This window comes from Brevibacillus nitrificans, from assembly GCF_003710965.1.
Taxonomy (GTDB): domain Bacteria; phylum Bacillota; class Bacilli; order Brevibacillales; family Brevibacillaceae; genus Brevibacillus; species Brevibacillus centrosporus.
The window spans coordinates 587,743-613,338 of sequence record NZ_RHHU01000003.1 but is presented as its reverse complement, the minus strand read 5'-3'; the positions used below and the strand labels follow the sequence as shown (position 1 = coordinate 613,338).

Here is a 25,596-nt window from a genome sequence, read left to right as displayed (position 1 = left end):
TCTTTCGCTCTGCTCTTAGATGGACAGCTTTTTTTCGAGCAGATACGCTGCTACGCGGATGAAAAGATAAGCGACAATCCAACTGATCACCATGCCTATCAACACTGCCCCAAGGTGGGGAAGCAAAGGTCCTGGCTGAGCACTGAAAAAGCGCTGCGCCATATGATAGCTGGGCAAAAAGGTCTGGAACCCGTTGTAGAAAGTACTCAAGCCGCCGATAATGCCGATCCAGAGAATAGGACTGAAAACGCGCAAGGTCGTGTTATGAAAGGTGGCCAGCAAAAGACTTAGGGAAAGAATGATCGGACTGAAACCAATGACGATTCCCAGCAATGGCAGCCCTGTCAGCATGGTCACCCACACGTCCTCAGCCGAATATCCTCCCACCAGCAAAGCAAGGATTCCGGCAAACAGAGAGATCACCACATATACCGTGCAGGATACGGCAACTGTTCGCAGCCAGGCAGCGAAAAACTTGGCACCTATCAGGCTCAGCCGTGAGTAAGGCAAAGTCAGCCACCATCCAAATGTTCCATTCTCCCACTCTCTTCTCAGCATCAAAACGCCCATAACCACGAGCATATAAGGGAAGCCGATCGCAACACCCCACAGCTGATGCAGCTCGAGCTGGCCGTTGATCGCAAAATACGTGGCTACTCCGATGCCGGCGAGGGCAAGAAGGGCAAAGTACAGAAACCGTCCGTATCCAAGAGCATGCGAGCGGTCCAGCCGCCTTCTGCTTCCTTTCAGCTTCCACTCATGATGGACGAGCTCCCTAAACGTTCGCCAATTCATCGACTCCACTCCCTTTTGTAAAAAGTCCTGAATACGTCGTGGAGAGATCCGTATTGTCCCCGCAGCTCCTCCGATTCGCCTGACCAGATTGCTTTTCCTTGATCCATGAGAACGATATAATCGAACAGCCCTTCTACTTCCTGAATGTCGTGTGTGCTGATCAGGATCGACACCTCCCGATCCTCCAAATAATCAATCATTCCTGAAATAATCGCTTCTCTGGAGATGAAATCAATCCCGGCAAATGGTTCATCCAAAATGAGGAGCGGAACCTCGCGAGCCATACAGAGAATCAGCATCACCCGTGCCTCCTGCCCTTTGCTCATGCCGGCCAGGCTCATCTCCAAGTCGACATCCATGTATGCGGCGAACGTCTTGGCTGCTTCCAGATCAAAGCCCGGCAAGAAAGAGGCACCCCATTCGAACGCTTGCAAGGCCGTATGCCGCGGATACCAGCGTGCACGATCGGGCAAATAACCGATGTGCCGGTTCGTCTGCCAGCCCGGCGGCTGCCCAAGCACGCGAAGCTCTCCTTCATCGGGGGCAATCAAGCCCGTGATGGCCCGAAACAAAGTGGATTTACCACAACCATTTGGGCCAAGTACACCGACGATTTTTCCTGCGGGGATACTCAGATCAAGGTGGTTCAGCGCGTATTTTTTACCGTAGCGCTTCGTAAGCTGATCACATTGAACAATCGGCTGTATCACCATCATCTGGTTCCCCCCGTTTCGTTCGGATACTTCTTGCTCAAGTAGCCCTGAATTTCTGATAAAGATATGCCCAAACTCGCCATCTGCTCCATAAAAGAATCCATGTACTTCGATGCCAGCTCCGTGCGGAACAGCTGCACCCTCTCAGCTGACGAAGTAACGTACGTTCCTTGTCCTCTGCGTTTTTCCGTCAATCCGTCACGTTCCAGCTCCTGATAGGCCCTCATTACCGTATTTGGATTCACCCGAAGTTCCAGGGCAAGCTCGCGTACGGATGGCATTTTTGCTCCCAATTCGATTTCTCCTTTTGCAATGGCGCTGCGTACTTGATCCAGGATTTGCTCATACAACGGCTGGCTAAAATCAATCTTGAACCGCAATGAGCCAATCTTTTGTTCCTCCATGGGCTTTCCTCCTGCCCTTTCCTGCGTATGCAGTGTATTATATCACTTAATACACCTAACACAAGGGGTACTCCACATCATTTATTATTTACCAAAGTTTCTTGCCCTCATTTCTGCTAGGGGACCAAGCCGAACAAAAAGCTGCATGGAGCAGAGGCGGAAGCGTTTCGTCGAACGAAAGATGGCAAACAAAAAAAGAAACCGCTCTGTAGCGGCTTCTTTCTCTTCTGATGCAATTCTTACCGCAAGCGGTACTTGTCCAATTTGTATTTCAACAGCTGCTTGGAAATCCCGAGTCTCCTAGCTGTTTCCGCGATTTTCCCCGTGCTCGTCCGCCACTCTCTCTCGATCAGCGATTTCTCGTACTCATCCACCGCTTCCTTCAAGGAAAGCTCCGGGTTAGGCATTTCCTGTACGGGAACCAGCTTGTGGGACTCTGCCACTCTGCGGATACGCCTTGGAATGTCTTCGATAGTGATGCGATCTGTGACAGCCTGGTTGTAGGCCGTTTCCACCGCGTTTTTTAGCTCGCGAATGTTTCCGGGCCAGTCGTATCTCAGAAAGCACTCCCACGCATCCGGCTCGAAGCCTTCTATCGTCATGTTCATGTTGTTGTTGTAAAAACGGACATAGTGAGATAGCAGCAGAGCGATGTCTTCTTTTCTTTCTGCCAGCGTGGGCAAGTCGATCTGTACCACTCCCAGTCGGTAATACAAATCCTCTCTTAGTCGCTTATCGGCCAGCAAGCGCTCAGGATCTTCGTTGGTGGCGGAGATGACCCGGATGTCGAGATGGATGTTCTTCTTTCCCCCGACTCTCCTGACTGCCTTTTCTTCGATCGCCTTCAATAGTTTGACTTGCAGGTTAACGTCGAGTGAGTTGATCTCGTCGAGAAACAACGTGCCGCCATCCGCCAGCTCAAACAACCCTGGCATGTCTTGTGAATCGGTAAAGCTGCCTTTCGTCGTGCCAAACAGCGTACCCTCCAGCAAATTGGCAGGAATCGCCCCGCAATTTAGCGAGATGAACGGCTTGCCGTATCGGTTGCTCAAGTTATGGATCGATTGGGCGACCACTTCCTTGCCCGTACCTGTTTTGCCGTAAATCAGCACAGTCGAACCGGTTTTGGCGATTTTCTGGATCTTGACTTTGATTGCCTCCATCTGTGGGTTCACCGTAATGATGTCATCCATTGTGTAAATCGTGTTGTTTTTCCGATACAATTTATGACTTGCGTATTTGTCCAGCGAATGCATGCTATCCTTGCTGTAATAATGTTTGGAAAATTCGATGGCTCCGACGATTTTTCCATTTTCCATAATGGGATAGGAGGAATTGATGGACCAGACGGTGTTCCCTTTTTTGGATGCCAGCTCTTGTTTTACGTTACATAAGGATTCGCCTGTTTGGAGGACCTGCATGAGCGTGCTGTTTTGCTTGTTCAAGTTATTGTATAAGGTCGTGATGTTCTTCCCGAGGAATTCTTCCGGTCTGAACCCAAGCTCCTGGAGCGTCGATAAATCTGCCAAATCGTAAAAAATGATCGTTCCTTTTTCATCCACTACCAGCAAGTTGTCAAAGTCAACCAAATTTCGAAACTGCTTCCCATCGAAATGCAACCTGTCACCTTCTTACTCCAAATGAGGTCTGTCTACTCTTTGTTTACCTTACCACAGAACGAGGTGCCAGATTGCACAAGAACCGAATACCAATTCATTTACGCTAAAATTTTTGCGGCATTTATTCGAAATGGAAAAGAGACAGGCCCCCTGCTTGGCCTGCCTTCCTTATTTTGCATCGCGGTACCGATTTCCTACACCCTTCTCTTCATGAAGCCACTTCCAAATTCTCCTCCCCGATCTCAGGTGCCGTTTTGGTGACGACACTGACAACCAGCATGACGACCACATTGATCAGCAGAGCGACGAGACCAATGTTCAAGTCTTGTATGACTTGCGGCAATTGTGGGAACAGGCTGCCTATGGTTGCATTCGTCAAGGATGTGTAAGCGACGGTGGAAAGTCCTGCGAGAATACCGGCAATCGCTCCTTGCCTGGTCACGAAATTCCCTTTCCACAAGCTGATTATAAAAGAAGGAAAGAGCTGTGTGACAAAGCTGTACCCCATCAAGAGCAAGGCAACAATCGTATTTCCGCCTGTTAACGCGAAATAGACGGCTACAAGGGCAAGAACAGGTACCATGATTCTGGCGATCTTCATGACTTGGTGATCCGAGGCAGCTGGCGAGAAATGCCTGTACACATTTTTCGCCAGCAGTGTTGAAGCGCTCATCAAAATCATGGATCCAGGGACGAGAGCCGTGAGCAGTCCGGCAGCTCCGATGATCCCTACGAACCAAGGATCAAACGTTTGCATGGACAGCTTCAGTAAGGCAAGATCCATTTCCGATCCTTTCAACCCCGGTACTTGCACGATCGCCGTGTAACCCACAAACATCGCCCCGGTGGATAACGCTCCATACAAGGGAAGCATCCAGGCGTTCTTGCGGAAAACCTTTGCGCTCTTGGCGGTATATACCGAACCGAACGTTTGGGGCCACATATGAAATCCGAGCGCCGTCAAAAGTACGGTGGAAATAAACCAGGACACGCTCATCCCTTTGTCGGGCAGGGTTAGAAATCCAGGTTTCACAGCGTCTACTGCCTCAAACATCGGCTGGATTCCGCCAAAGTAATGGAGGGGCATATAAATACCTAAGAACAACGCGACAAGAGCAATCATGATGTCCTTTAGAACTGCCGTCCATACCGAGCCGTGAATGCCGGAAATCATGACGTAAACTGTTACGGCCGCAGCCCCGATCCAAATGGCCATACTCGGTGAAATGGAACCGTAGGAAGTCGTGGAAACGATAATCCCCAAGCCTTTCAATTGCAGGACCAAAAATGGAACGAGCGCCAAAACGCCTACAATGGATACGAGCACTCCCAAAACGGGACTTTTATATTTACTCACAAAATAGTCAGCCTGAGATACCAGCTTGTGTTTGTTTCCGTATTTCCACAAAGCGGGGTAAATCCAGTAAGACGACATGTAGCCCAGAGCGGCAAAAGCGATCCCGTACAAGGCCGGACCACCGATCCCATATGCCCATCCACTGGTCCCCAGGAAGGTTGAGGTTGAATAGATTTCACCCGCTAGCAGCACCAGCATGACGATCGGCCCAAACCCACGCCCTCCCACGGTCCACTCCTCCAGGCTCATATCCTTTCCTTGTCTCGCGCGAATTCCCAGGTAGAGGGACAAAACCAGAAAGCAAAAAATAATAATCGTCGTTACGTTCATCAATCTTCACTCCCTCGATTCACAGGGTCAAATCGGTAAATGATGTACACCACAAAAGATGTCAGTAGAAACCAAGCAAAGTTCCAAAAGAAGAAAAAAGGCATGCCCAATACATAGGGGGTCACGGTATTCGCCCAGAAAACGCCGCCAAAAATCGCGATGACCGGTATGATTGCCAGCAAATAAAGCGGTTTCATAAAGATGGTTCCCTCCCTGATTTGCAAATCCTGGCGAATTAGTCCGCCAAGATTTGCTCCTCTTCCTGTAGATAATGGTAGACGAGACTCAAAAGCGTTTTTCCGGCGATCAGCATCGCACGCTCATCAAAATCAAAGCGAGGGTGATGATGCGGGAAATTGGCCAGTGGATCGGACATGGCTGCTCCCGTAAAGAAGAACATTCCTGGAACGTGCTGAAGATAATAGGAAAAATCCTCCGATCCCGTGAGAAGTGGTGCTTCTATGACCTGATCATGCCCTAGCACCTTTCCCGCCACTTGTCTAAAAAGCTCGGTCTCCTGCCCGTGATTGATGATCGAGGGATAGCTGTGGATATACTGGATATCTGCGGTAGCATGAAGCACTGCGCAGCCTCCTTCGACGATGAATCTGATTTCTCTTTCCATCTGCTCCCTTACTTCTGGCGAAAACGTTCTCACCGTACCCTTGAAAACTGCTTTGTCTGCAATAACATTCGACGCTTCCCCAGCATGGAAGGCGCCAATCGTCAAGACTGCCGGCTGAAGCGGATCGACCCTGCGACTGACGACCAGCTGCAGCTGGTTAATGATTTGTGTCGCCACGATAAGCGCGTCTACCGTATCATGGGGAGCCGAACCATGGCCTCCCTTTCCTTGGATCGTCACTTCAAATCCATCGACGGATGCCGATAAAGCACCTGTTCTCGATCCGACCACTCCGAGCGGCAAGGTAGTCATCAAATGGGTCCCGAATATCGCATCCACCCCTTCCAGACAGCCATCCTCAATCATCTGAATGGCACCACCCGGATAATACTCTTCCGCATGCTGGTGAATGAGAACGATGTTTCCGCAGATCTCCGCTCGCATCTCGCTGAGCACCTTGGCTACCGCCAGCAGCGTGGCTGTGTGCCCATCATGTCCGCAGGCGTGCATGACTCCCGGCACCTTGGATTTATAAGGAACCTCTTTTTCATCCTCAAGCGGAAGCGCATCAAAATCGGCTCGCAGCGCTACCGTCTTACCAGGTTTCCCGCCACGGATCGTCCCCACGACACCCCTTCCGCCGACACCTGTTTGCACCTCGATTCCGAAGCTCGTTAAAATCTCACTGATTTTATGTGGCGTTTCCACTTCCTGAAAGGAAAGCTCCGGGAACTGGTGAAAGTGCCGTCTCCACTCCACCATTTGTTCATAGCTATCCTCCAATTTCTGATGCAGGTTTGCTATCAATTGAAATGTCTCCTCTCCAGTCTGTTTGCCTCTTTAGTGGCGATCGCAGCTGCTCGTATTTCCTTCCTAGCAAGCATCCCCCTTAAAAAGCGCATTGTGTGAATCATCAAGCTTTTCAAAAGCAATTCTCGTGCCATCGTTAAAATAGCCAGCCAGTCTTTATCCATCCGTGCCGATCAACCGACTTCACTAGCCAGAGGGGGAAATTTTTATCCCCATTTCGTAAAATTTTTTTTACTTCTTACTCTGCTTTTCGCATCCCGAATGCAGGTGGATTTTCTACAGACCATCCTCGATAAACGAAAAAGGAGCTGCCCAAAGGCAACTCCTTACAAATTCGCCAGCATGATCTCTTAGAAATGAGGACGTGACATATCTACCACCATTGATTCGCCTGCCAGCTCCCTACCAAGCTCTAATTAAACCAGCAGCGGCGTCAATCCAAACGCAAAGATCATTACGGTCACAATACGCATCCCCATCCCTACCAAAGCAGCAGACAAAGCCTCACGGGGTGATAGATCAGAGTTGGCAGACCAAATCGCAGGGATCTGCCCGAACACGTCGGAGAGGGGAAGACCAGAGGCCGCCAGCACGAAGGCTCCTACCACCAATCTTGGGTCCATTGTTGCAGCAACTTCCTTTAGCTGAGCCATGGCGAGTGTCGGAGAAGCCAAGATTGCCGTAATCCCCGTCTTCGGATCTACCCCGATCAAGCTGAGCCCTGATGAAAGCGCACCTTCAATCCATTTCCACGCCCCTGCATAATCTAGCAGACCGATGATCCCAAAGATTACGGCAGCTGCAGGAATGACCAGAAGAAACAGCAGCTCTGCCCCCTCCTTTGCCCCATTGAAAAGAGTGGTGAAAAAGGGGGTACTTGGAGTGAACGAGGGAAGATCACGCAGCGGCACTGACTTCGTATCCCGGTAGATCGTCTTGCTAAGCACAAAAGGTACGACAACAAGCGGGGCGAAAATGGCAAGAAACACGACGGGAAATGCCTCGATCCCAGCTATGGACAAACAGATGAGACCGAGCATAAAACAGGAAAACGACTGCTGAGACTGCACCATAGTGGCGATGGCGATCTTTTGTTCATCTTTGGTTGCGCCTGCTCGCTTCAAGATGGGACCGCCTATCCGACCAGCCGCGTTGATATCCCCGAGAATATTATAGATACCCGGAATCACGACGGACGGGTTTACGCGGATCCGCTCCGTTATAGGCACAAAAATTCGCATCAAGGCATCGGTAAAGCCTAAGCGCTCTAGCATTCGCCCCGTCATTACACTGAGGATGATCGCCACCCCAACCGTCCCCATCAAAAACACGTCGACTACGATCGGCTTCACTTTGTTTAACATCGCGGTAAACGCATCACCAAGTATACTCGGTTGAAAGATTAAGAGCACCGTGACGGCTACTACCAATCCCAGTCCTACCCATTCGATCGGGCTCCATGCTCTTTTCTGTGCTGCCTGCTGCAGTGTATAAACACTATCCAGCTGCTCCTGTGGTTTTGCCATATTCCTCTTCCCCCTTTTTCTGCTCGCTCGATTCCTACACGTTCACTTTTTTGACCAGATAGTTGTCGGCCATCCGCTCTGCATATTCCCGGATTCGCTTGCTTCCCATTTCTCTTAGCGGAATGGATGTCACCCGCTCTCGGAACACCACCACCTCCACGTCGGGAAGGAGCTTCTCGAGCGCATACGCAAGAGGAAGACCGTTTTCCAAAATTTCCAGTACATGGCAGTTTCCGATGACAAACTGAAGTCCTAAACGCTTCGCCTCTTGAACCAGTTCACTGTCGCTCCTTACTCGGCTAATGGAAGCAAGCACGGTGTCAATCTCAGGGAACTGCTCTTTTGCCTGACGCAAATGAGCTGGCGAAAACCCTGTGTGTGGGAAGATGTGCAGCACGTGTTTGACAGGACTCTCTCGGCTGCCCAGAACGATGCGCCCTTGCGTGACAAGTGTGGCCTCCATCGCCGACGAGCTCCCCCGAATCTCGCGCTCCATTTTCAGCAGCTCTCCTTCCTCCTCCAAGCCCATAAACGAGTGAAGGCGATCAAGGATATGGCCCATCTCTTTAATCTCAGGCAATACCGTACCAACAAACAAAACATTTCCTTCTACACCGCCGTAATGAATGTCGGCATACCTCACCTGATGGCCGTGCAAAAAGGCTATGCCCGGGTGAAGTCCGTGAAAAGCTTCATGCAGCTCCAGCACCGCAAGCCCAGAGAGACCCAGGTAGTTTTTTAGCGTCACTCCGCCCGAACTGGCTGCATCTGCGATCGGGTGGTGTGCCACAATGGCATCTACACCGGTGGCAGCCGCAAGCTCAATGTCGTGCTCAGAAAGCGTCATCGCAACAGCCAGTTTCTTCACTTGGCGCTTTGAGTCGCCCCAAACGAGGCCAGGCTTCTCTAGCACCTTTTTCCCCCGAATCCCGGAATCCTTCCAAATAGAAAAGGAATGCATCGGATTGGAGTCGTTTACCCTCCCCCCTGAAAGTTTGTCTAGTGCGAGAACTACATCCGAAATGGTTGTCATTTTGGTATCCTCCCTCTATGAAATAAAAATAGCCGCCAGTACCAAACAAACAGGATAGGGAATAACCCCGAAACCCCTGTTCATTTGCGTACTGACGGCCGTCCTGCACTCATTCCTGAGATCATTCTACCAGTCAGCTTTGCTTTTGGAGGTACATCTCCACATTCTGCTCGAGCACGACTACGGTTGCCGAGAGCTCGGTTTCCGGGTCGTAATCCTTGAGAATGGAGACCACCTTGATTTCGTATTTTGTTTCTAGGCGTCCTTTCAGCAGCGCTTTGAATTCGTCGATCAGGAGAATATCCATCATTCGTGTGAGTTCCCGATTTTTCTCATCGACCGAGCGAATAGCTGGGACTCGTCGATGGTACGTCATGAATAAGATCCGATCCCCGACAAAATCGACGCGAAGCCGTTTGACCCCGATTTGAAACAGCTGCAAATTCACTTCGTTGTAGACCTTGGTCAATTCTTGCTTTAACTGTCCTGCACTGAGTACAAGCGGATTCATTTGACCGCACCCCGTATGCTGCTAGTTTCAAAAAGTTATTCATAACTATAATGGACAGCCGGAAACTTGTCAATATTATGACAAGAAATAATATTCTGAATTAACGGGTGGATGACAAAGGAAACCCACCTGGCTGCAAGGTGCCGGGTGGGTGTAAGGATCACACAGAATCACTTGTTTTTGAGCTGTCGATGCATGATCAATTTTGTTGTTTCCTTTCGGGCAGCGCTGGCTCGGAGTTTGCTTTGTTCCGTTCCTTTTATGTAGGCGATGTAGTAAAGGAAGGCTACAAATATCCCCCCACCGACAGCATTTCCTAAGAAAACGGGGACAAAATTGCTGAACCAGTCTCCCCACGTGGCATGTCCTGCGAAGATGGCTGCTGGGATGATGAACATGTTGGCGACTACGTGCTGAAACCCAATGGCCACAAAAGCCATGATCGGAAACCAGATACCAAGGATTTTCCCGCCGACATCCTCTGCTGCATAGGACAGCCAAACACCTAATGCAACCAGCCAGTTGCAGCCAATCCCCGACCAAAACGCTTGTACAAAGCTCTCGTGCAGCTTGCCATCAGCCAGTGCCAACGTCTTGGTCAAGAATGGTTCTTTCGTGATTAACCCCGCGACATGACCGAAAAAATAGGCAACGAATACGGCTCCAGCTAAATTACTGACCGTGACCCAAAACCAATTTTTCAGCAGAAGCCCAAATGAAACTCTCCCCGCAAACATCGCCAGGGTTACTGACATCATGTTACCGGTAAGTAGTTCTCCGCCCGCAATCACAACCAGCATCAATCCAATCGGAAATACGGCTGCTCCTAAAAAACTAGAGAAGCTCCCCCACTCTTTGGGTAAATTGCCGGTGACGCGTATGTCCAGCAAGTAGCCAAATGAAATAAAAGCTCCCGCTACAAATCCAAGAATCAATATCGTTAGAAGTGGAAGGTTTGCCTTGCGTGTACCTGTCTCCATTGTGATTTCTGCGATTCTCTGTGGTGAATGATAGGACATGGTGTTCCCCCTGTGCCATTAATAGTTTCGTTTTCCCTGTCAAAAGGGAAATCATCAGAAAAACCGTCAAGGCTCACCCAGACGGTCCTCTTTCATGGATATCCTATAAACGCGGATGTAGTAGGCATTTCCCTTAGAAGAGGTAATCAAAAGCTTTAGCTGGTAGGAAAGAAGATGCTATTATCCATACCCTCTTTCCTTATTTGACTGGATATAGTATCCAAAAACAGATCGACAACAAGCGGGTCAAATTGCGTTCCTTTTCCCTGTACTAACTGATCCACGGCGTTCTCATAATCTAACGCAGGTCGATAAGGTCTGACCGATGTCATCGCATCGAAAGCATCCGCTACGGAAACGATTTTCGCCCCCAAAGGAATCTCAGATGAAGAGAGTCCTTCGGGATAACCCTTCCCATCTATACGTTCGTGATGATACAGAACTGTTTTATCAATTCCTCGTTCTTGAAAGGGAGTAATCCCATGAATGATTGCATGGCCCATCTCAGGGTGTTTCTTCATGATGTCGAATTCTTCTGTTGTGAGTTTCCCGGCTTTCATTAAGATGGAATCAGGTATGCCAATCTTTCCAATATCATGAAGGAGGCCACCGATAAACATATGGGCACATTCTTCCGCGTCCAACTGGATATGGCTGGCGATTTTCCAAGCATAAAAGCCCACGTTGATCGAATGCTGAAACGTATAGGAATCACGAGCTTTCACACAAATCACGAGCGAGTGGATCGTTTCCACCAAGAGATTCGTAGGAATACTGCTACGATGGAGCATCGTCGTTAACAGTCTTTGCAATGGTGCCTCCCTGGCCATGTCATTTTGCCTTTGCGGTGTTTGATAAAAGGGGGAAAAGAAATTTCGTTATCCTTTGAGCATGAGAACGGAAACAAGCTCCCCTTGCTGCATACCCTTACTTCCAGGTGGTATCTGGATCAGGCAATCGGAATCTTTAATGGATACAGTCACACTTGACTGATCCATCCCGGCAGGCTCAACGAATAGCTTGCCTTCGCGAATATACGATTTTCCGCGAACATATCGGGGAAACGCATTTACCTTTTTAAAATCTTCTCCTAGAAAGGCAGTATAGCTCTGCAAGTATCTATTTGGCATACCCTGCATGCCTAGAATAACCGGACGGATAAAGAGCTGATAACCGACAAAGCATGCTCCCGGATTGCCTGACAATGCAAATAAAAATTGATCATTCCAAACCCCTGCAGTGGTAGGACTTCCAGGTCGCATCGCTACTTTGTTGAACAGCATCTTCCCTTCCCAGTTTTGAAAAATATCGACGAGAATGTCGTAGTCGCCTACCGATACTCCACCTGATGTAATTACAAAATCGGCACGAGAAAATGCTTCCAGAATAAGCGCTTGCGCTTTGTCCGCTTCGTCAGGGATGGATCCCATCAGCAAAGGAATTCCTCCCGCTTCGCGAATAAGCGCCGCCAGCATGTAAGAGTTGCTATTTCGAATTTTCCCTGGGCAAAGTGGAGCTTCCACAGGTAACAGCTCTGATCCGGTAGCAAAAATCGCGATAGTTGGCCGCTTGTATACTTTGACGATGGAAAAACCGAATGTAGCCAACAGGGCGGTCTCACCCGCTCGGATTACGGTCCCTTTTTGCAGGACGCATTCGCCTTTTTTCATTTCATGGCCGATCGAAGTCAGATTCTTACCGGGTTGAATCTCCTTTTTGATCGTAACGTATGTTTTACCCTGCTCTTCAAAGTCCTCTGTCATTTCCAGCATGATTACAGCGTCCGCATGATCTGGAACCATCGCTCCTGTCATGATTCGAGAAGCCGTTTTGGGAGATATTTCGGATTTAGGTACATCTCCGCACGGTATATTGTCGATCACCTCCAAGAGGACCGGGGATTCAGGGGATGCCCCGCGAGTAGAGCTGGACATGATGGCAAACCCATCCATCCCGGAACGGCGAAAATGAGGCATGTGCTCTGGCGCTATCATATCCTCTGCCAATGTACGGCCAAAGGCATTCTCCAATGAGACTTCTTCCACACCCAATACGTGGAGATGTTCTTCCATTCTCCGCTGCGCTTCAGCTACTTGAACCGTATGGCGGCGAAATCGATGTACGTTTTCCACTCTGTCCATGTCGGCAACACTACCCTCCAATTTGAGACATGCGCCTAACTGTCGGTATATGCGACTGACTCTCGTCGACTAAAGCCTTGGCCATTTCGTGGTTCCTTGGTTTGATTCGTAACGCTTTGAAAAAAAGCTCGCGTACCGCTTCATCGTCGCCAATGCATTTTCGAACGTTAAACTCATCCGACCAATATAGGCAGGGCTTAATATTTCCATCTGCTGTCAAGCGCAGTCGGTTACAAGTTTCACAGAAATGATCGCTCACTGGATGAATCAGCCCAAAGCTCCCCTTGCTCCCTTTAATCCGGAAAGTCTGTGCAGGCCCATTTCCACGCTCAGCATGACTCTCCTCCACTTTCCAGCCCATTTGCTGACAGCGTTCCAATACGGTAGACAATGACAGATAGGATTGTTTCCATCTCATATCGTTGTGGCCGATCGGCATGTACTCGATAAATCGCACCTGCAACTGGCTGTCTATCGTAAGCCGTAGAAAATCCTCAATCTCATCATCATTGATTCCCTTCATCAGAACGACATTCAGCTTGATCGGATCAATGCCTTCCTGTTGACATGCAGCGATGCTATCCAGCACTCGCTCGACATGCCCACCTCTGGTAATAAACGAAAAACGATCCGCTTTCAAAGTATCCAGACTGATATTCACGCGGTTCAATCCAGCAGCTTTTAATTTTGCTGCCTTTCTCGCCAAGAAAATCCCATTGGTAGTCAAAGCAATATCCTCGATTCCCGGTATAGCCGATATGCCAGAAATCAGATCTTCCATTCCTTTGCGGACCAATGGTTCTCCACCTGTCAGCCGAACTTTTTTGACGCCCATTTCGGCCAGAACCCTTACAACCTCCGTAATTTCTTGAAAGGACAGGATTTTTTCATCAGGCTCAAACTCCATCCCATCTTCCGGCATGCAGTACACACACCGCAAGTTGCATCGATCCGTTACGGAAATGCGCAGATAGTCATGGATGCGACCAAACGAGTCCACCAATTCACTCGGAATCACTGGACCTCCCCCCTCTTTTCCACGTTTATTCGTTGTGGCCATGTGTATATGTTAAAGGACTGATTGCGTATAAAGCCTACAGTAGTAATGCCCAGTTCATGCGCGAGACGAAGAGCCAGTTCCGTTGGAGCTGATTTTGACAAGACGATACTGCAGCCAATTTTGGCTACCTTCAACAATACTTCGGAAGAGATCCGGCCACTAAAGACCATGATTTTATCTTCAACGGCCACCGCGTGCTTCAAGCAATATCCGTATAGTTTATCGAGAGCATTATGGCGGCCAATATCCATTCGGGAGAGGACGATTCCGTTTTTATCACACAAGGCAGCATTATGCACGCCACCAGTATTCTGAAAAAGCTGGGCAGATTGCTGCATCTCTTTCATAAATCGAAAACAGTCCGCGCTCGAGATCGAAAGGTTGTTGTCTTCTACCTGTTTCACCGTTCGCGCATCGTTGTAAAAGTAAAAACTTTGTCGACTTTTTCCACAGCAAGAGGTGACGTATCGCTTGGAGTGGAACTTCTGGTTGTATTTGTTCACTTTATTGGCCCGGACGTGAGCATGGCCGGTTGTCTCGTCAATAAACAGATCAGATAAATCAGTATATGATTGAATGACCCCTTCAGAAGCCAAAAACCCAATGACGAGTTCTTCGATGTTTTCCGGGCTACAGACCATCGTCGCGAACTCTTCCTCGTTCAACATGATCGTAATCGGTGCTTCTGTAACAATAGAATCTTCTACATCCTGCAAAGTGCCATCTTCAAAATGCAGGACATGTGACATCACTTTCACGGGTTGAATCACGGGTGTTCCCACCTTCCCACACGCCGATCAAGAAATCGGTCTGTCTAACACATACACGGTCATGGCAATATCTTCTTCCAGGCTGATATCGGAAAAGATCCTCAAGATCTTTGCGTTGATGATTTCCTCTAGTTTTGCGACGACCATCGGATCGTTGTAGATGTTCTTCACTAGCTTCGTACGCGCATCGTGAACCATTCGTCTCCCATCCTCAGACGAAATCATAAACTTTTCTACATTTGTCAGATTCCCTTTCATTTCACAGATCACCCACGGGCCGCAAAAACGCGTGAGGATTTCTCGCGGCCCATTTCCTACGTTTTCTTTTCGGATCTCACGCACAAGCATACTGAATTGATGTTCAAGACTTTTCGTCATTCGATTTTCTCCTTTAGTTCCCCCACTTTATACTTCCGAGGAGCTAACATAATGTAACTAATGACCAGAATAAGAATCACAATCGATAGAATCAAATTATTCATGGCATTGTCACGATTGACGATGATAAACCGCAGGGTACCGGTAATGCCGATATAGATCAAGTAGCGTAGGGGAAAATGATATTCTTCGTTAAAATATTTGACAATCATGGAAACGAAAACAAAATATAGAAAAAAGGCTAAGACTTCCTCTAAAATATCATGAACGTTAGTATTTCCAAAGAGTGCAGCGGTTACGATGAAATACAGTTCTCGGACCAGGAAAAAGCTCAAGACTAGCCCTAGAATGATGAGCGATATGTTTAGCATCAGTTGATAGAAGTGTACGATCGACGCTTCGTTTTTCCATTTCCCCATCTAAACTCCTGGCCTCCTTCTTATCATGATGGCTCCCTCTATCTTCAATCCTTTAAGCCTTCCCCTATTCCTTTCAGCAGGTTTATGCCAAAAGCCATCGCCCGATTGATATCAGGATCGCTTAAGACTTTCATCAAATCAAAAATGCCAATCTTCGCTCCCGATTGAAGTGCCTCATCCGCTTTTTTCAGACCTGCTGTAAGACCACCCATCAGCTTTTTGGTCATCGCAGGATCGAGCTCAGTTAGGCCCCCAGCTGCAGCCATTGCATTGTTGATGATATTGGTGACAGGAGGGCGTACCATTTGTCCCACTAAAATTTTTGCGATATCTTCCTTTGCTTCGATAGCGGCATTCACTGCCCCAAGAATTCCACTTTCGTGGAGTTCTTGGAGCAATTTGATCGTTGCCTGGATACCTTCTGGATTATTTGCCAGTGATTGCAAGACGCTATCTACCGTTTGATCTTGTCTGTCTTTTTCAGTCACAACGGGTTCAGCCACTTTCGTGATCGGTCTAGCCATTACTTTTTACCTCCTACAACGTTAACTTCCGCAATGGGTTCATAATCCTCTCTCGCCCATTTGCGCTCTACTTGGACACCCATCTGCGGGTTTCGCTTCGCATAACGAGGATTGTACATTGGCAGCGGCGTCATTCCTTTTTCCTCCAGGAACTCCATGCGCACCTTCGTTTGTTTGTAGGCAGGCGTTTGGGTGCGAACATCTCCAACGCTACCCGTCAAAAGGTTGATGGCATTTTCATGGCTAACCGAGTGCATAGGTACATACAATTCATTGCCGCTTACCCGATCGGTCACGACGACACGCAGCTTGATCGCTCCGTATGGAGACACGAGACGAACTAATGAACCGTCTTTCACGCCGCGTTCTTTCGCTAGCGCAGGAGGAACCTCCACAAATACTTCCGGCAATTTATACTGGATACCCTTGGATTTGTTCGTCATGTTTCCTTCATGGAAGTGTTCCAGCAATCGTCCGTTGTTCAAGATCAGATCAAATTCAGATGGGAAATCAATCGGTGGAACATATTCAACGAGCGAAAGTCTTGCTTTTCCGTCTGGGAAGTTGAATCGCTCTTTATAGAGAAGCGGCTCGTCAGTTCCGTCCTTCTGTACCGGCCAGAGCAAGCTGTTCCAGCCCTCTAATCGATCGTACGAAACTCCTCCATAAAGCGGTGCCAAGCTGGCAATTTCGTCCATGATCTCACTCGGGTGTTGATAATTCCAGTTTGCCCCCATTCGTTGGGCGATCATCTGGATGATGGACCAGTCAGGTCTTGAATCACCCAATGGCTCCATGACTTGATACAAACGCTGGACACGTCTCTCTGTGTTCGCAAAGGTACCGTCTTTTTCCAAAGAGGGAGAAGCAGGCAAGACCACATCAGCAAATTGAGCTGTTTTCGTCAGGAATACATCCTGTACGACAAAGAAGTCGAGCTTGCTCAGCGTTTCATGCACGTGGTTCGCATTGGAATCTACCCAAGCCATGTCTTCCCCCATCAGGTACATGGATTTCAGCTCGCCTTTCTCCACGGCTTGCAGCATTTCAATGTTGGTCAATCCTGGTTGATTGGAGATTTTTACGCCATATGCCTTTTCAAACTTGGCTCTCGCTACATCATCTGTAATAGGCTGATACCCTGGCAGCCAGGTAGGGAGTGTCCCCATGTCGCAAGCCCCTTGCACGTTATTGTGTCCGCGCAATGGATAAGCCCCTGCTCCGTTGCGGCCGTAGTTACCTGTCACCAGCAATAGGTTGGAAATAGCCGCAGACGTATGAGAACCCGCGATATTCTGGGTAACACCCATTCCCCACAGGATGCAAGTTCCATCTGCCTCGTGAATCATTTTGGCTGTCTCGATCAATTGATCTTTTGTCAGCCCGGTAACTTCCGCCGCATATTCGAGCGTGTATTTTTCCAGCATTTTGCGATATTCGTCAAAATGGTTCACCCGATTTTGAATAAAGGCCGCATCATGCCACCCTTGATCGATCATGTACTTCGCAACTGCCGTCAGCCATACGAAGTCTGTCCCTTGTTTTGGATGTAGGAACAGATCGGAACGTTCCGCCATTTCGTGCTTGCGCAGATCGGAAACAATCAGCTTTTGACCATGCAATTTTTTCGCCCGTTTGACGCGGGTCGCTAAAACAGGATGACCTTCTGTCGGATTCGCCCCGACGATGATGACGAGACCCGCACTTGCGATATCTTTGATCGTACCGGAGTCACCACCATGCCCTACAGTTGCGAGTAATCCGTCCGTTGCAGGAGATTGGCAATAGCGCGAGCAGTTATCAATATTGTTTGATTCAAATACCTGACGTGCCAGCTTTTGCATGAGATAAGCATCTTCATTTGTTGTTTTGGATGAGCTTACAAAGCCAAGAGCACTCCCTCCGTATTTTTCCTTGATCGAGCCCATCCGATCGGCAATCAGGGTCAGCGCTTCATCCCACGTAGATGGAACAAATTCATCTCCCTTGCGAATCAATGGTGTGGTCAAGCGTTGTTCGCTGTTGACAAAATCCCAGCCAAATTTCCCTTTCACACATGTCGAGACACTGTTCACGGGGGAGTTTTCCGTTGGTTCCACTTTCAGAATCTGACGGCCTTTGGTCCATACTTCAAACGAGCAGCCTACCCCGCAGAACGTACAAACGGTCTTCGTTTTCTTGGTTCGTGTTTCCCGCATGGCTGCTTCCACTTCAGAAATCGCAAAAATACCGCTATAACCGGGTTCGACTTCTTTAATCAGATCGATCATCGGGTTAAGCAGATCTTTTTTAATGCCGGACATAAATCCAGCTTCGCCCAGCATGGTTTTCTCCATCAGTGCATTACATGGGCAAACAGTTACACATTGACCACATGATACACAAGACGATTCGTTAATCGATTTATTGTCATCCCAGATTACTCGCGGAATATCGCGTTCCCAGTCGATGGTGAGCGTTTCATTTACCTGTAGGTCCTGACAGACTTCTGTGCAGCGTCCGCAGAGAATGCATTGGTCTGGATCATAGCGATAAAAGGGATGCGACATATCTACTTCGTAATTTTTTCCTCGGAACGGACGTTCCTGGTGTTCGATTTCGAGCAGCTCAGCGGTATTGTGGACTCGGCAATTTCCGTTGTTGTTGTCGCAGACGGTGCAATACAGCATATGGTTTTCTAGGATGCGGTCCATGGCTTCCATCTGTGCACCTTTTGCCAGTTCGGAGGCTGTAAGGATGTTCATGCCTTCTTCAATGGTCGTCGAGCATGCGCGCATGATTTTCCCGTCAATTTCACACATGCAAGTATCACATGTTTGAATCGGCCCTAGAACTTCTGAATAACAGATATGTGGATGTTCGATATCACGTTGCAGAAGATAGTCGAGAATTCGGGTACCTTCTTCGGCTTCATGATTCTCTCCGTTTAATGCAAAACTGACTTTTTTCATCTTCCCTAAGACCTCCAAGAAAATAATAAAAGCCCATCATAAAACAACCTGGGCATAACATGCACAAATTGTTTTATGATGGGCTAATTCCTAAGCATCCTAATGATACTCGTTATCCGTCCCAACTTCTTTTTGAGCGGGATCAGGATGATTGAGCAATTCACCATTACTAATCATCGATGATCATTGATTAACTATGGCTATATTATAGCTCCAATCGATATTGAAATCCAACTTTATTATTGAAAGAAGTGTGAAAATCCAGCTTAGCTCAGCTTTCCTTTCACATACTTCGCATTAAAAATGAACAATCGCATCAGGAGGAACAGCGATGGAACGAGCAGTACCATCCCGCCTATAAAGGCCACGACCAAAAATTTAGCCATGGTCGGATTCGTCACACTGGAATGGAAAGAGACGTACGGGTAAAGTAAGTACGGCAAATGAGACTTTCCATATCCCCAGAAGGCAGTGAAAAACTGCAGCATCACAGAAATAAACATCCATCCATGCGATCTTTTCAAGATGAGCAGCCGTAAAGCATTTAAAAAGAAAGCAAACGAGAGAATGAACCAAATGCTATTTCCCATGATGGAAGTGAAATGCTCCGGATTGTGCTTCCAAAGTGCCATGAATACGAGGATGGACGCAAAAATAGTTGGCAGGCTGTACAGAAGGGCCCATTGCCGCAAAACACTTTCTGCTTGAGGGTCCTCCGCCCGGTGTGCGTAGTAAGTGAGGAAGCTTGCACTGATAAAGAGCACACTTACTAATGCGAGGAAGACGACTGCCCATGAATACGGACTGTAGAATAGTTTGCTTGCCATAAAAATAGGTGTGCCATTTTCAACTACGATAAATCCACCTTCCGAAATGGTTAAGACGGTGGAAAAAGAAGCCGGGATCAAAATGCCTGTTGCCGCGTAGAGAAAATGGAACACATAGCTATTCGGATGACCGTATTTGCTAAAGGCGTAAAACGAGCCGCGAATGGATAATAAAACAAGCGCGATGCTTGCCGGAACGAGCAGAGCTGTACCGTAAAAATAGCCCGTCTCCGGAAAGAAGCCTACCATGCCAACGAAAAAGAAAACCAAAAATACATTGGTAACTTCCCATACAGGTGATAGATAGCGGGAAATTACCTTATTGATAATTTCCCCCTTCCCCGTAATCCTTCCGTAGTAGGAGAAAAAGCCTGCTCCGAAATCAATGGAAGCAACGATGATATAGCCGTATAAAAACAACCAAAGAATCGATATCCCAAGCACTTCCGTCGTCAAGTTTGCTCACTCCTCGCGTCCAGTAAGGGCTCTACCGGGTTTCTGCGTGCCATACGAATCAGCACATAGACAGTCAAAATACCTAACAGGGCGTAAACCACACTAAACAAAAGCAGCATGGAGCCGACGTTTGGCGAAGTGGTAGCTGCCTCTCCCACCCTCATGTATCCGCGTAATATCCATGGCTGTCGACCCAGTTCCGCAAAGATCCAACCAAACTCAATGGCTAGCATGGACAGAGGTCCTCCGATCACGATCAATCGAAGCAGCCACGAATTCCATTCAAACTTTTGCTTCCAAATACGAATGGCGACAAATGCACCGGATAGTACAATCATGAAGGAGCCAATCCCTACCATCATGTCAAACCAGTAATGAATGATTAAGGGTGGCCAATTCTCCTTGGGAATATCGTTGAGCCCGATTACTTTTCCGCTGAAGCTGTCGGTAGCTAAAAAAGACAGCATGTTCGGCAATTTGATTGCATAGTTTACTTCGTTTGTATTCCTGTCCAGAGCCCCCCCTACGAGAAGGTCAGCGTGGGTTTTCGTCTCGAAGTGCCACTCAGCAGCTGCCAATTTTTCAGGCTGGTAGGCAGCTAGAAATTTCCCTGAAAGGTCTCCAACCACTGCCGTTGCCAGTGCAAAAATAAGGCCTATCGTCATCGTCATTCGCAATGCCTTTTTGTAATACTCATTTCGATGGCCACGGAGGATAAACCAGGCGGTAATGGCCGCGATCACGAAGGCGGTTGTCATATAGGCAGAAGTGAGAACATGAGCCACTTTGGAGGGTGTCGCTGGGTTAAACATGGCTTTCAAAGGTTCAATGTTTGTAATCGCGCCGTCCGTGATCGTAAAGCCCTGCGGCGTATTCATGAACGCATTTACGGTTGTAATAAAGAATGCAGATAGACCGGAGCCTATAGCAACAGGGATCAATACAAGTATATGAAAGAGCGGATTGCGAAATCGGCTCCAGGTATACAGATAGATCCCCAAGAAAATCGCTTCGAAGAAAAAGGCAAATGTTTCCATGAATAACGGAAGTGAAATCACTTGTCCCGCAATTTTCATGAACCCTGGGAAAAGAAGGGACAATTGAAGTCCGATGATGGTTCCCGTCACGACTCCCACAGCGACGGTTATCGAATACCCCTTTGCCAATCTTTTTGCCAGAAGCCTGTAATGAGGATCTTTTTTCCATATCCCCATTACCTCAGCAATCAAGAGCAGTAAAGGCATTCCTACTCCAATTGTGGCATAGATGATGTGAAATCCTAATGTAACCCCGAACAGAGTTCTGCTTTGCAACGCGAGATCCATCCGTTTTCCTCCTTGGAAGCATAAGTCTTGCGCCGAACGGTATTGTCTGCCTGGTTGCTTTCTCAGCACCACCTCATTTAAGAGAGGTGGTGCTGCCGATCTTTAATGCATTCTTCACATACATGAAGGATACTCATGCTCATCTCCGAGGTGGATGCTTCCTCCTGATTTGCCTGAGAAGCATCTTCGTCCAACCGACCACATATTTCACATACTCTGGACATTCTTATTAACCTCCTGATCTCTTACTTATTGTTTGTCTCCGTGAAAGGGGCCGTCATAATTCGCCACGTCGTACCCCGACTCGCGGATGGCCTGTTGAAAATCAACCAGCTGCGCAGCATTCTCGTCATAGGAGATGAGCGCCTCTCCTTTCGAGAGGCTCACCTCCGCTTTCAAGATGCCCCAAACATCGTGTAAGGCTTTGTTCACTTTCTCCGCATCCTGCTCATCATTCATCCCCTGCACGGGGATTCTGTCTGTATGCATGTCGTACCGTCTCCTTGTTGTCAGGGTTAATGAACCGGCTTGTCCGCGTTCTTCATTCCCTCGCCCATTCCACGCAGGAAATTGATCATGGAACCGAGTGCGAGAGTGACGTCTGGCTCCATCATGGCTTTCCCCATCCCGAACAAGCCTATCGGTTTATTGTTTTGGGTATCTGTTAGCCTCTCTAACCCATGATCAACGGCATCCAAGAGACCTGCGATTTTTTCAGGCTGCAGCTTAGCCAAGAACTGCATCGCGGTCATCCCGTTTTTCATAATGTGATGCATCCCCGGCTTGTTCAATTGCGTCACAGCGATCACGCCAATATCTCGCCGGTTTTTTAATGCCCCTTGAACAATATCCAGTACCCCAATCTCCTGCAATTCTTTTACAATGTCGAGAAGGGTAAGCAAGGCTTGGTGGTTTTCACTGACCGCATCAAGGACCTGCGAAATGGCCTGATCCCTGACTTCCTCGGGACTTGGAATATGACGTTCAATGTTTGAAATCGCTTTGGCCATCGGCTTGTCCTCCTCCTGTTTCAAATAAATCCGGGATGGAAATCCAGTCGTCTCGGTTCCACTTGTCTTCTACTCGTACACCCAATTGCGGTTGCTTATTTCCGAAACGGTAATTCACGCGGGGAAGTGGCGGCTCTCCTTCTCGTTCCAGAATCTCCATGCTCACTCCCATTTCCTTGTAGTTTGGCGTATGGGTCAATCTGTCGTGGTAGCTGCTGGTCAAACGGTTCACTGACTGGTTATCTTTGGATGTATTCATCGGCAGATACAGCTCGTTTCCTTTCACCCGATCGGTGACTAAGACACGTACCTCCACTTGCCCATAAGGAGAAGTAAGACGAACCAGAGCCCCATCCTTGATTCCTCTCTCTTCCGCCAGTGTTGGAGAAACTTCGAGCCACGGATTCGGAACCTTGTGTGTGATCCCCTTCGACTTATAAGTCATATTGCCTTCATGGAAATGCTCCAGCAAACGACCGTTGTTCAGATGCAGATCAAACTCCTTGGTCAGCTGGAACATCGGTGGTGTCCAGTCGACTACAATCAATCTTGCTTTTCCATCCGGGAAGGAGAATCGTTCCGTATCCAGTAATGGCGTATCTTCTCCGTTAGGCTTCACTGGCCAAATGAGACTGTTCCAGCCTTCGAGCCGCTCATAGCTGACACCAGCAAACAACGGAGACAGACTCGCTGCTTCTGCCATGATTTCGCTTGGATGCGTATAGTTCCAATTCGCTCCCATCTTGTTGGCGAGGTCTTGGAAGATTTGCCAGTCCGGCTTGGATTCGCCAAGCGGCTCAAACACTTGATACAACCGTTGGATCCTTCTTTCCGTGTTGACAAAGGTTCCGTCTTTCTCGAGGCTAGGAGACGCTGGCAATACTACATCGGCAAAGTGAGCGGTTTTGGAGAAAAAGATATCCTGGACTACGAATAGCTCCAGTTTTTCAAAAGCAGAATCTACGTGGTTGATATTGGAGTCAATGACCGCCATATCCTCTCCAAACAGATACAGTGCTTTCAGATTCCCCTTAAACACACCCTCGATCATCTGATGGTTGTTGTACCCCGGATCTTTAGGCAAGGTCACACCCCACGCCTCCTCAAAACGAGCTCGTACACTCTCGTCCTGAATAGGCTGATAACCAGGGAGCCATGCGGGCATCGTACCGAAGTCGCACGCTCCTTGAACGTTGTTATGTCCGCGTAGTGGATATGCACCTGCATTCGGACGTCCGAAGTTTCCTGTAACCAACAGCAAATTGCAGATGGCGATACTTGTATCCGTCCCGGCGACATGCTGGGTGACTCCCATTGCCCACAGAATGCAAGTTCCGTCGGCTTCATGAATCATGGTGGCCAGATTTATCATTTCTTCCTTGGTTAAGCCGGTGACTTCTTCCGCATATTCCAAGGTGAACTTCTGCAACGATTTGACGTACTCGTCATACCCATTCACTCTGGCTTGAATAAACTCATCTGCTGCCCAGCCTTGATCGATGATGTACTTCGTAATGGCGGAGAGCCAGACCAAGTCAGAGCCTGGTTTTGGGTGAAGATGGATATCCGCTCGCTGGGCCAATTCGTTTTTCCGTAAATCGACGACTGCCAGCTTTTGGCCGAAAAGCTTATTCGCTCTTTTGATTCGGGTAGTCAGCACGGGGTGAGATTCGGCCGGATTCGCCCCGACCACCAGTACCAATCCAGCATTCGCGATATCCTGAATGGTTCCTGAGTCTCCGGAATATCCTACCGTCCGCATCAAGGCCATGGAGGCAGGGGACTGACAATACCTCGAGCAGTTGTCTACGTTGTTTGTCCCGATAACGGAGCGAACGAATTTCTGGTAGAGGTAATTTTCCTCGTTGGTGCATTTGGAGGAAGCGATGAAACCGATCGAATCCGGCCCGTATTCTCCCTTTATCTCTGAAAGTCGATTGCTGATAAAGGTGAGCGCTTCATCCCATGTTGCTTCAACGAACTTATGACCTTGACGAATGAGTGGCTTGGTCAAGCGCTCTTCACTGTTGACGAAATCCCACCCAAATTTCCCTTTTACACAAGTAGAGATGCCATTTACCGGAGCTTCTGCCTGTGGCTCGATTTTCAAGATTTTGCGCCCTTTGGTCCACACCTCAAAGCTGCATCCTACGCCGCAAAAGGTACATACGGTTTTGGTTTTCTTAATCCGGGTTTTTCGCATGCTTGCCTCTACTTCCGATACGGCAAAAATCTCCTGGTAGCCAGGCTCCACAACTTTGGTAATATTGATCATCGGCTCCAGCACATCTGCCGGAATCCCTGTCATATATCCCGCTTCGCCAAGCATCGATTTTTCCATCAACGCATTGCATGGACATACCGTGACGCAGTGACCGCAGGATACGCAGGAGGATTGATCGATAGGCACATCGTCGTCCCAGACCACTCGCGGAATTTCGCGGCTCCAGTCAATATGTATCACTTCGCTGACCTGAAGATCCTGGCAGGACTCCACGCATCTACCACACAGAATGCATTGATCTGGCTCATAACGGTAGAACGGATGGGAAAAATCGGCAGGATAAGGCTTCGGGCGAAAATCGTATTTCTGATGCTCAATTTGCAAGTGCTCCGCTGTGTTATGGACCACGCAGTTTCCATTGTTATTGTCACAAACCGTGCAATACAGTTCATGGTTTACCAAAATGCGTGACATTGCCTCCAGCTGCGCCTCTTTCACGATGTCAGAGTTTGTCGTCACTTTCATCCCCGGTTCACACGGAGTTACGCAGGAACGAACTAACTGACCGTTCACTTCCACCATACAGGTATCGCATGTCTGGATCGGTTGCAGATTGGGGTGTTTACAAATGTGCGCAATAAAATAATCGTTGGACTCTGCAGCATCCAAAATGCTTTGTCCTGGTAGAGCAGTGAACGTTTGGTCGTCGATTTGAATCGAGTAGGTTCGCTCGTCCATGTTATTTCCCTCCATAGAAGTAAGAGCAAGA

General features: G+C 48.4%; 24 protein-coding genes. All 24 read right to left on the bottom strand.

Annotated elements, in window-relative coordinates; translation table 11 throughout:
• Positions 1-15: 15 nt before the first annotated feature.
• The 24 genes from EDM59_RS04895 to fdhF (EDM59_RS04780) all read right to left on the bottom strand — a co-directional run bounded on the left by EDM59_RS04895 (position 16) and on the right by fdhF (EDM59_RS04780) (position 25,565).
• Positions 16-795: an ABC transporter permease gene (locus EDM59_RS04895; RefSeq protein WP_122922564.1), complete on the bottom strand. Its 780-nt coding sequence runs from the start codon at positions 793-795 to the stop codon at positions 16-18.
• Positions 792-1,508: an ABC transporter ATP-binding protein gene (locus EDM59_RS04890; protein WP_122922563.1), complete on the bottom strand. Its 717-nt coding sequence runs from the start codon at positions 1,506-1,508 to the stop codon at positions 792-794. The genes EDM59_RS04895 and EDM59_RS04890 overlap by 4 nt, the downstream gene beginning before the upstream one ends.
• Positions 1,508-1,912 (bottom strand): GntR family transcriptional regulator, encoded by a 405-nt coding sequence (locus EDM59_RS04885; RefSeq protein WP_122922562.1) that lies wholly within the window; start codon positions 1,910-1,912, stop codon positions 1,508-1,510. The genes EDM59_RS04890 and EDM59_RS04885 overlap by 1 nt, the downstream gene beginning before the upstream one ends.
• 239 nt (positions 1,913-2,151) lie before the next feature.
• The gene (locus EDM59_RS04880) at positions 2,152-3,531 is read right to left on the bottom strand and encodes a sigma-54 interaction domain-containing protein (protein WP_122922561.1); all 1,380 of its coding nucleotides are present in this window, start codon (positions 3,529-3,531) and stop codon (positions 2,152-2,154) included.
• A gap of 208 nt (positions 3,532-3,739) precedes the next feature.
• Entirely contained in the window at positions 3,740-5,218 is a 1,479-nt protein-coding gene (locus EDM59_RS04875; protein ID WP_122922560.1) for a sodium:solute symporter family protein, read from the bottom strand.
• Positions 5,218-5,415 carry a DUF3311 domain-containing protein gene (locus EDM59_RS04870; RefSeq protein WP_122922559.1) on the bottom strand — a complete coding sequence of 66 codons (198 nt, stop codon included), beginning with the start codon at positions 5,413-5,415 and terminating at the stop codon, positions 5,218-5,220. Before EDM59_RS04870 ends, EDM59_RS04875 begins: the two co-directional genes overlap by 1 nt.
• 38 nt (positions 5,416-5,453) lie before the next feature.
• The gene (locus tag EDM59_RS04865; protein ID WP_122922558.1) at positions 5,454-6,650 is read right to left on the bottom strand and encodes a M20 metallopeptidase family protein; all 1,197 of its coding nucleotides are present in this window, start codon (positions 6,648-6,650) and stop codon (positions 5,454-5,456) included.
• A 419-nt stretch (positions 6,651-7,069) separates the two neighbouring features.
• Positions 7,070-8,179 (bottom strand): hypothetical protein, encoded by a 1,110-nt coding sequence (locus EDM59_RS04860; RefSeq protein WP_221176034.1) that lies wholly within the window; start codon positions 8,177-8,179, stop codon positions 7,070-7,072.
• A gap of 34 nt (positions 8,180-8,213) precedes the next feature.
• The gene (locus EDM59_RS04855) at positions 8,214-9,212 is read right to left on the bottom strand and encodes a Nif3-like dinuclear metal center hexameric protein (RefSeq protein ID WP_122922557.1); all 999 of its coding nucleotides are present in this window, start codon (positions 9,210-9,212) and stop codon (positions 8,214-8,216) included.
• Between the two features lie 133 nt (positions 9,213-9,345).
• Positions 9,346-9,723 carry a Na-translocating system protein MpsC family protein gene (locus EDM59_RS04850; protein WP_092276537.1) on the bottom strand — a complete coding sequence of 126 codons (378 nt, stop codon included), beginning with the start codon at positions 9,721-9,723 and terminating at the stop codon, positions 9,346-9,348.
• Between the two features lie 170 nt (positions 9,724-9,893).
• The gene (locus tag EDM59_RS04845) at positions 9,894-10,742 is read right to left on the bottom strand and encodes a formate/nitrite transporter family protein (RefSeq protein ID WP_122922556.1); all 849 of its coding nucleotides are present in this window, start codon (positions 10,740-10,742) and stop codon (positions 9,894-9,896) included.
• Positions 10,743-10,897: 155 nt separating this feature from the next.
• The gene (locus EDM59_RS04840) at positions 10,898-11,554 is read right to left on the bottom strand and encodes an HD-GYP domain-containing protein (protein WP_246010898.1); all 657 of its coding nucleotides are present in this window, start codon (positions 11,552-11,554) and stop codon (positions 10,898-10,900) included.
• 66 nt (positions 11,555-11,620) lie between these two features.
• On the bottom strand, positions 11,621-12,883 hold the full coding sequence (locus EDM59_RS04835; RefSeq protein ID WP_122922554.1) for a molybdopterin molybdotransferase MoeA: 1,263 nt from the start codon (positions 12,881-12,883) through the stop codon (positions 11,621-11,623).
• Between the two features lie 10 nt (positions 12,884-12,893).
• Positions 12,894-13,943, bottom strand: coding sequence for a GTP 3',8-cyclase MoaA (gene moaA / locus EDM59_RS04830; protein WP_183192798.1), 1,050 nt, complete (start codon positions 13,941-13,943; stop codon positions 12,894-12,896).
• Positions 13,898-14,710, bottom strand: a complete 813-nt coding sequence (fdhD, locus tag EDM59_RS04825; protein WP_183192859.1) for a formate dehydrogenase accessory sulfurtransferase FdhD — start codon at positions 14,708-14,710, stop codon at positions 13,898-13,900. The genes moaA and fdhD overlap by 46 nt, the downstream gene beginning before the upstream one ends.
• 30 nt (positions 14,711-14,740) lie before the next feature.
• Entirely contained in the window at positions 14,741-15,091 is a 351-nt protein-coding gene (locus EDM59_RS04820) for a Na-translocating system protein MpsC family protein (protein WP_122922551.1), read from the bottom strand.
• Positions 15,088-15,510 carry a phosphate-starvation-inducible PsiE family protein gene (locus tag EDM59_RS04815; RefSeq protein WP_122922550.1) on the bottom strand — a complete coding sequence of 141 codons (423 nt, stop codon included), beginning with the start codon at positions 15,508-15,510 and terminating at the stop codon, positions 15,088-15,090. The genes EDM59_RS04820 and EDM59_RS04815 overlap by 4 nt, the downstream gene beginning before the upstream one ends.
• Positions 15,511-15,554: 44 nt before the next feature.
• Positions 15,555-16,034 (bottom strand): helical membrane plugin domain-containing protein, encoded by a 480-nt coding sequence (locus tag EDM59_RS04810; protein ID WP_122922549.1) that lies wholly within the window; start codon positions 16,032-16,034, stop codon positions 15,555-15,557.
• Positions 16,034-18,985 carry a formate dehydrogenase subunit alpha gene (gene fdhF / locus EDM59_RS04805; RefSeq protein ID WP_122922548.1) on the bottom strand — a complete coding sequence of 984 codons (2,952 nt, stop codon included), beginning with the start codon at positions 18,983-18,985 and terminating at the stop codon, positions 16,034-16,036. Before fdhF (EDM59_RS04805) ends, EDM59_RS04810 begins: the two co-directional genes overlap by 1 nt.
• A 266-nt stretch (positions 18,986-19,251) precedes the next feature.
• Positions 19,252-20,268, bottom strand: coding sequence for a cytochrome d ubiquinol oxidase subunit II (locus tag EDM59_RS04800; RefSeq protein WP_122922547.1), 1,017 nt, complete (start codon positions 20,266-20,268; stop codon positions 19,252-19,254).
• The gene (locus tag EDM59_RS04795; protein WP_122922546.1) at positions 20,265-21,593 is read right to left on the bottom strand and encodes a cytochrome ubiquinol oxidase subunit I; all 1,329 of its coding nucleotides are present in this window, start codon (positions 21,591-21,593) and stop codon (positions 20,265-20,267) included. The genes EDM59_RS04800 and EDM59_RS04795 overlap by 4 nt, the downstream gene beginning before the upstream one ends.
• A 249-nt stretch (positions 21,594-21,842) precedes the next feature.
• Positions 21,843-22,082, bottom strand: a complete 240-nt coding sequence (locus EDM59_RS04790) for a heavy-metal-associated domain-containing protein (protein WP_122922545.1) — start codon at positions 22,080-22,082, stop codon at positions 21,843-21,845.
• 26 nt (positions 22,083-22,108) lie between these two features.
• Positions 22,109-22,603 (bottom strand): helical membrane plugin domain-containing protein, encoded by a 495-nt coding sequence (locus tag EDM59_RS04785; protein WP_122922544.1) that lies wholly within the window; start codon positions 22,601-22,603, stop codon positions 22,109-22,111.
• A complete protein-coding gene (gene fdhF, locus EDM59_RS04780) occupies positions 22,578-25,565 on the bottom strand; it encodes a formate dehydrogenase subunit alpha (RefSeq protein ID WP_122922543.1) in 2,988 nt (995 codons plus the stop codon). Before fdhF (EDM59_RS04780) ends, EDM59_RS04785 begins: the two co-directional genes overlap by 26 nt.
• Positions 25,566-25,596: the final 31 nt, after the last annotated feature.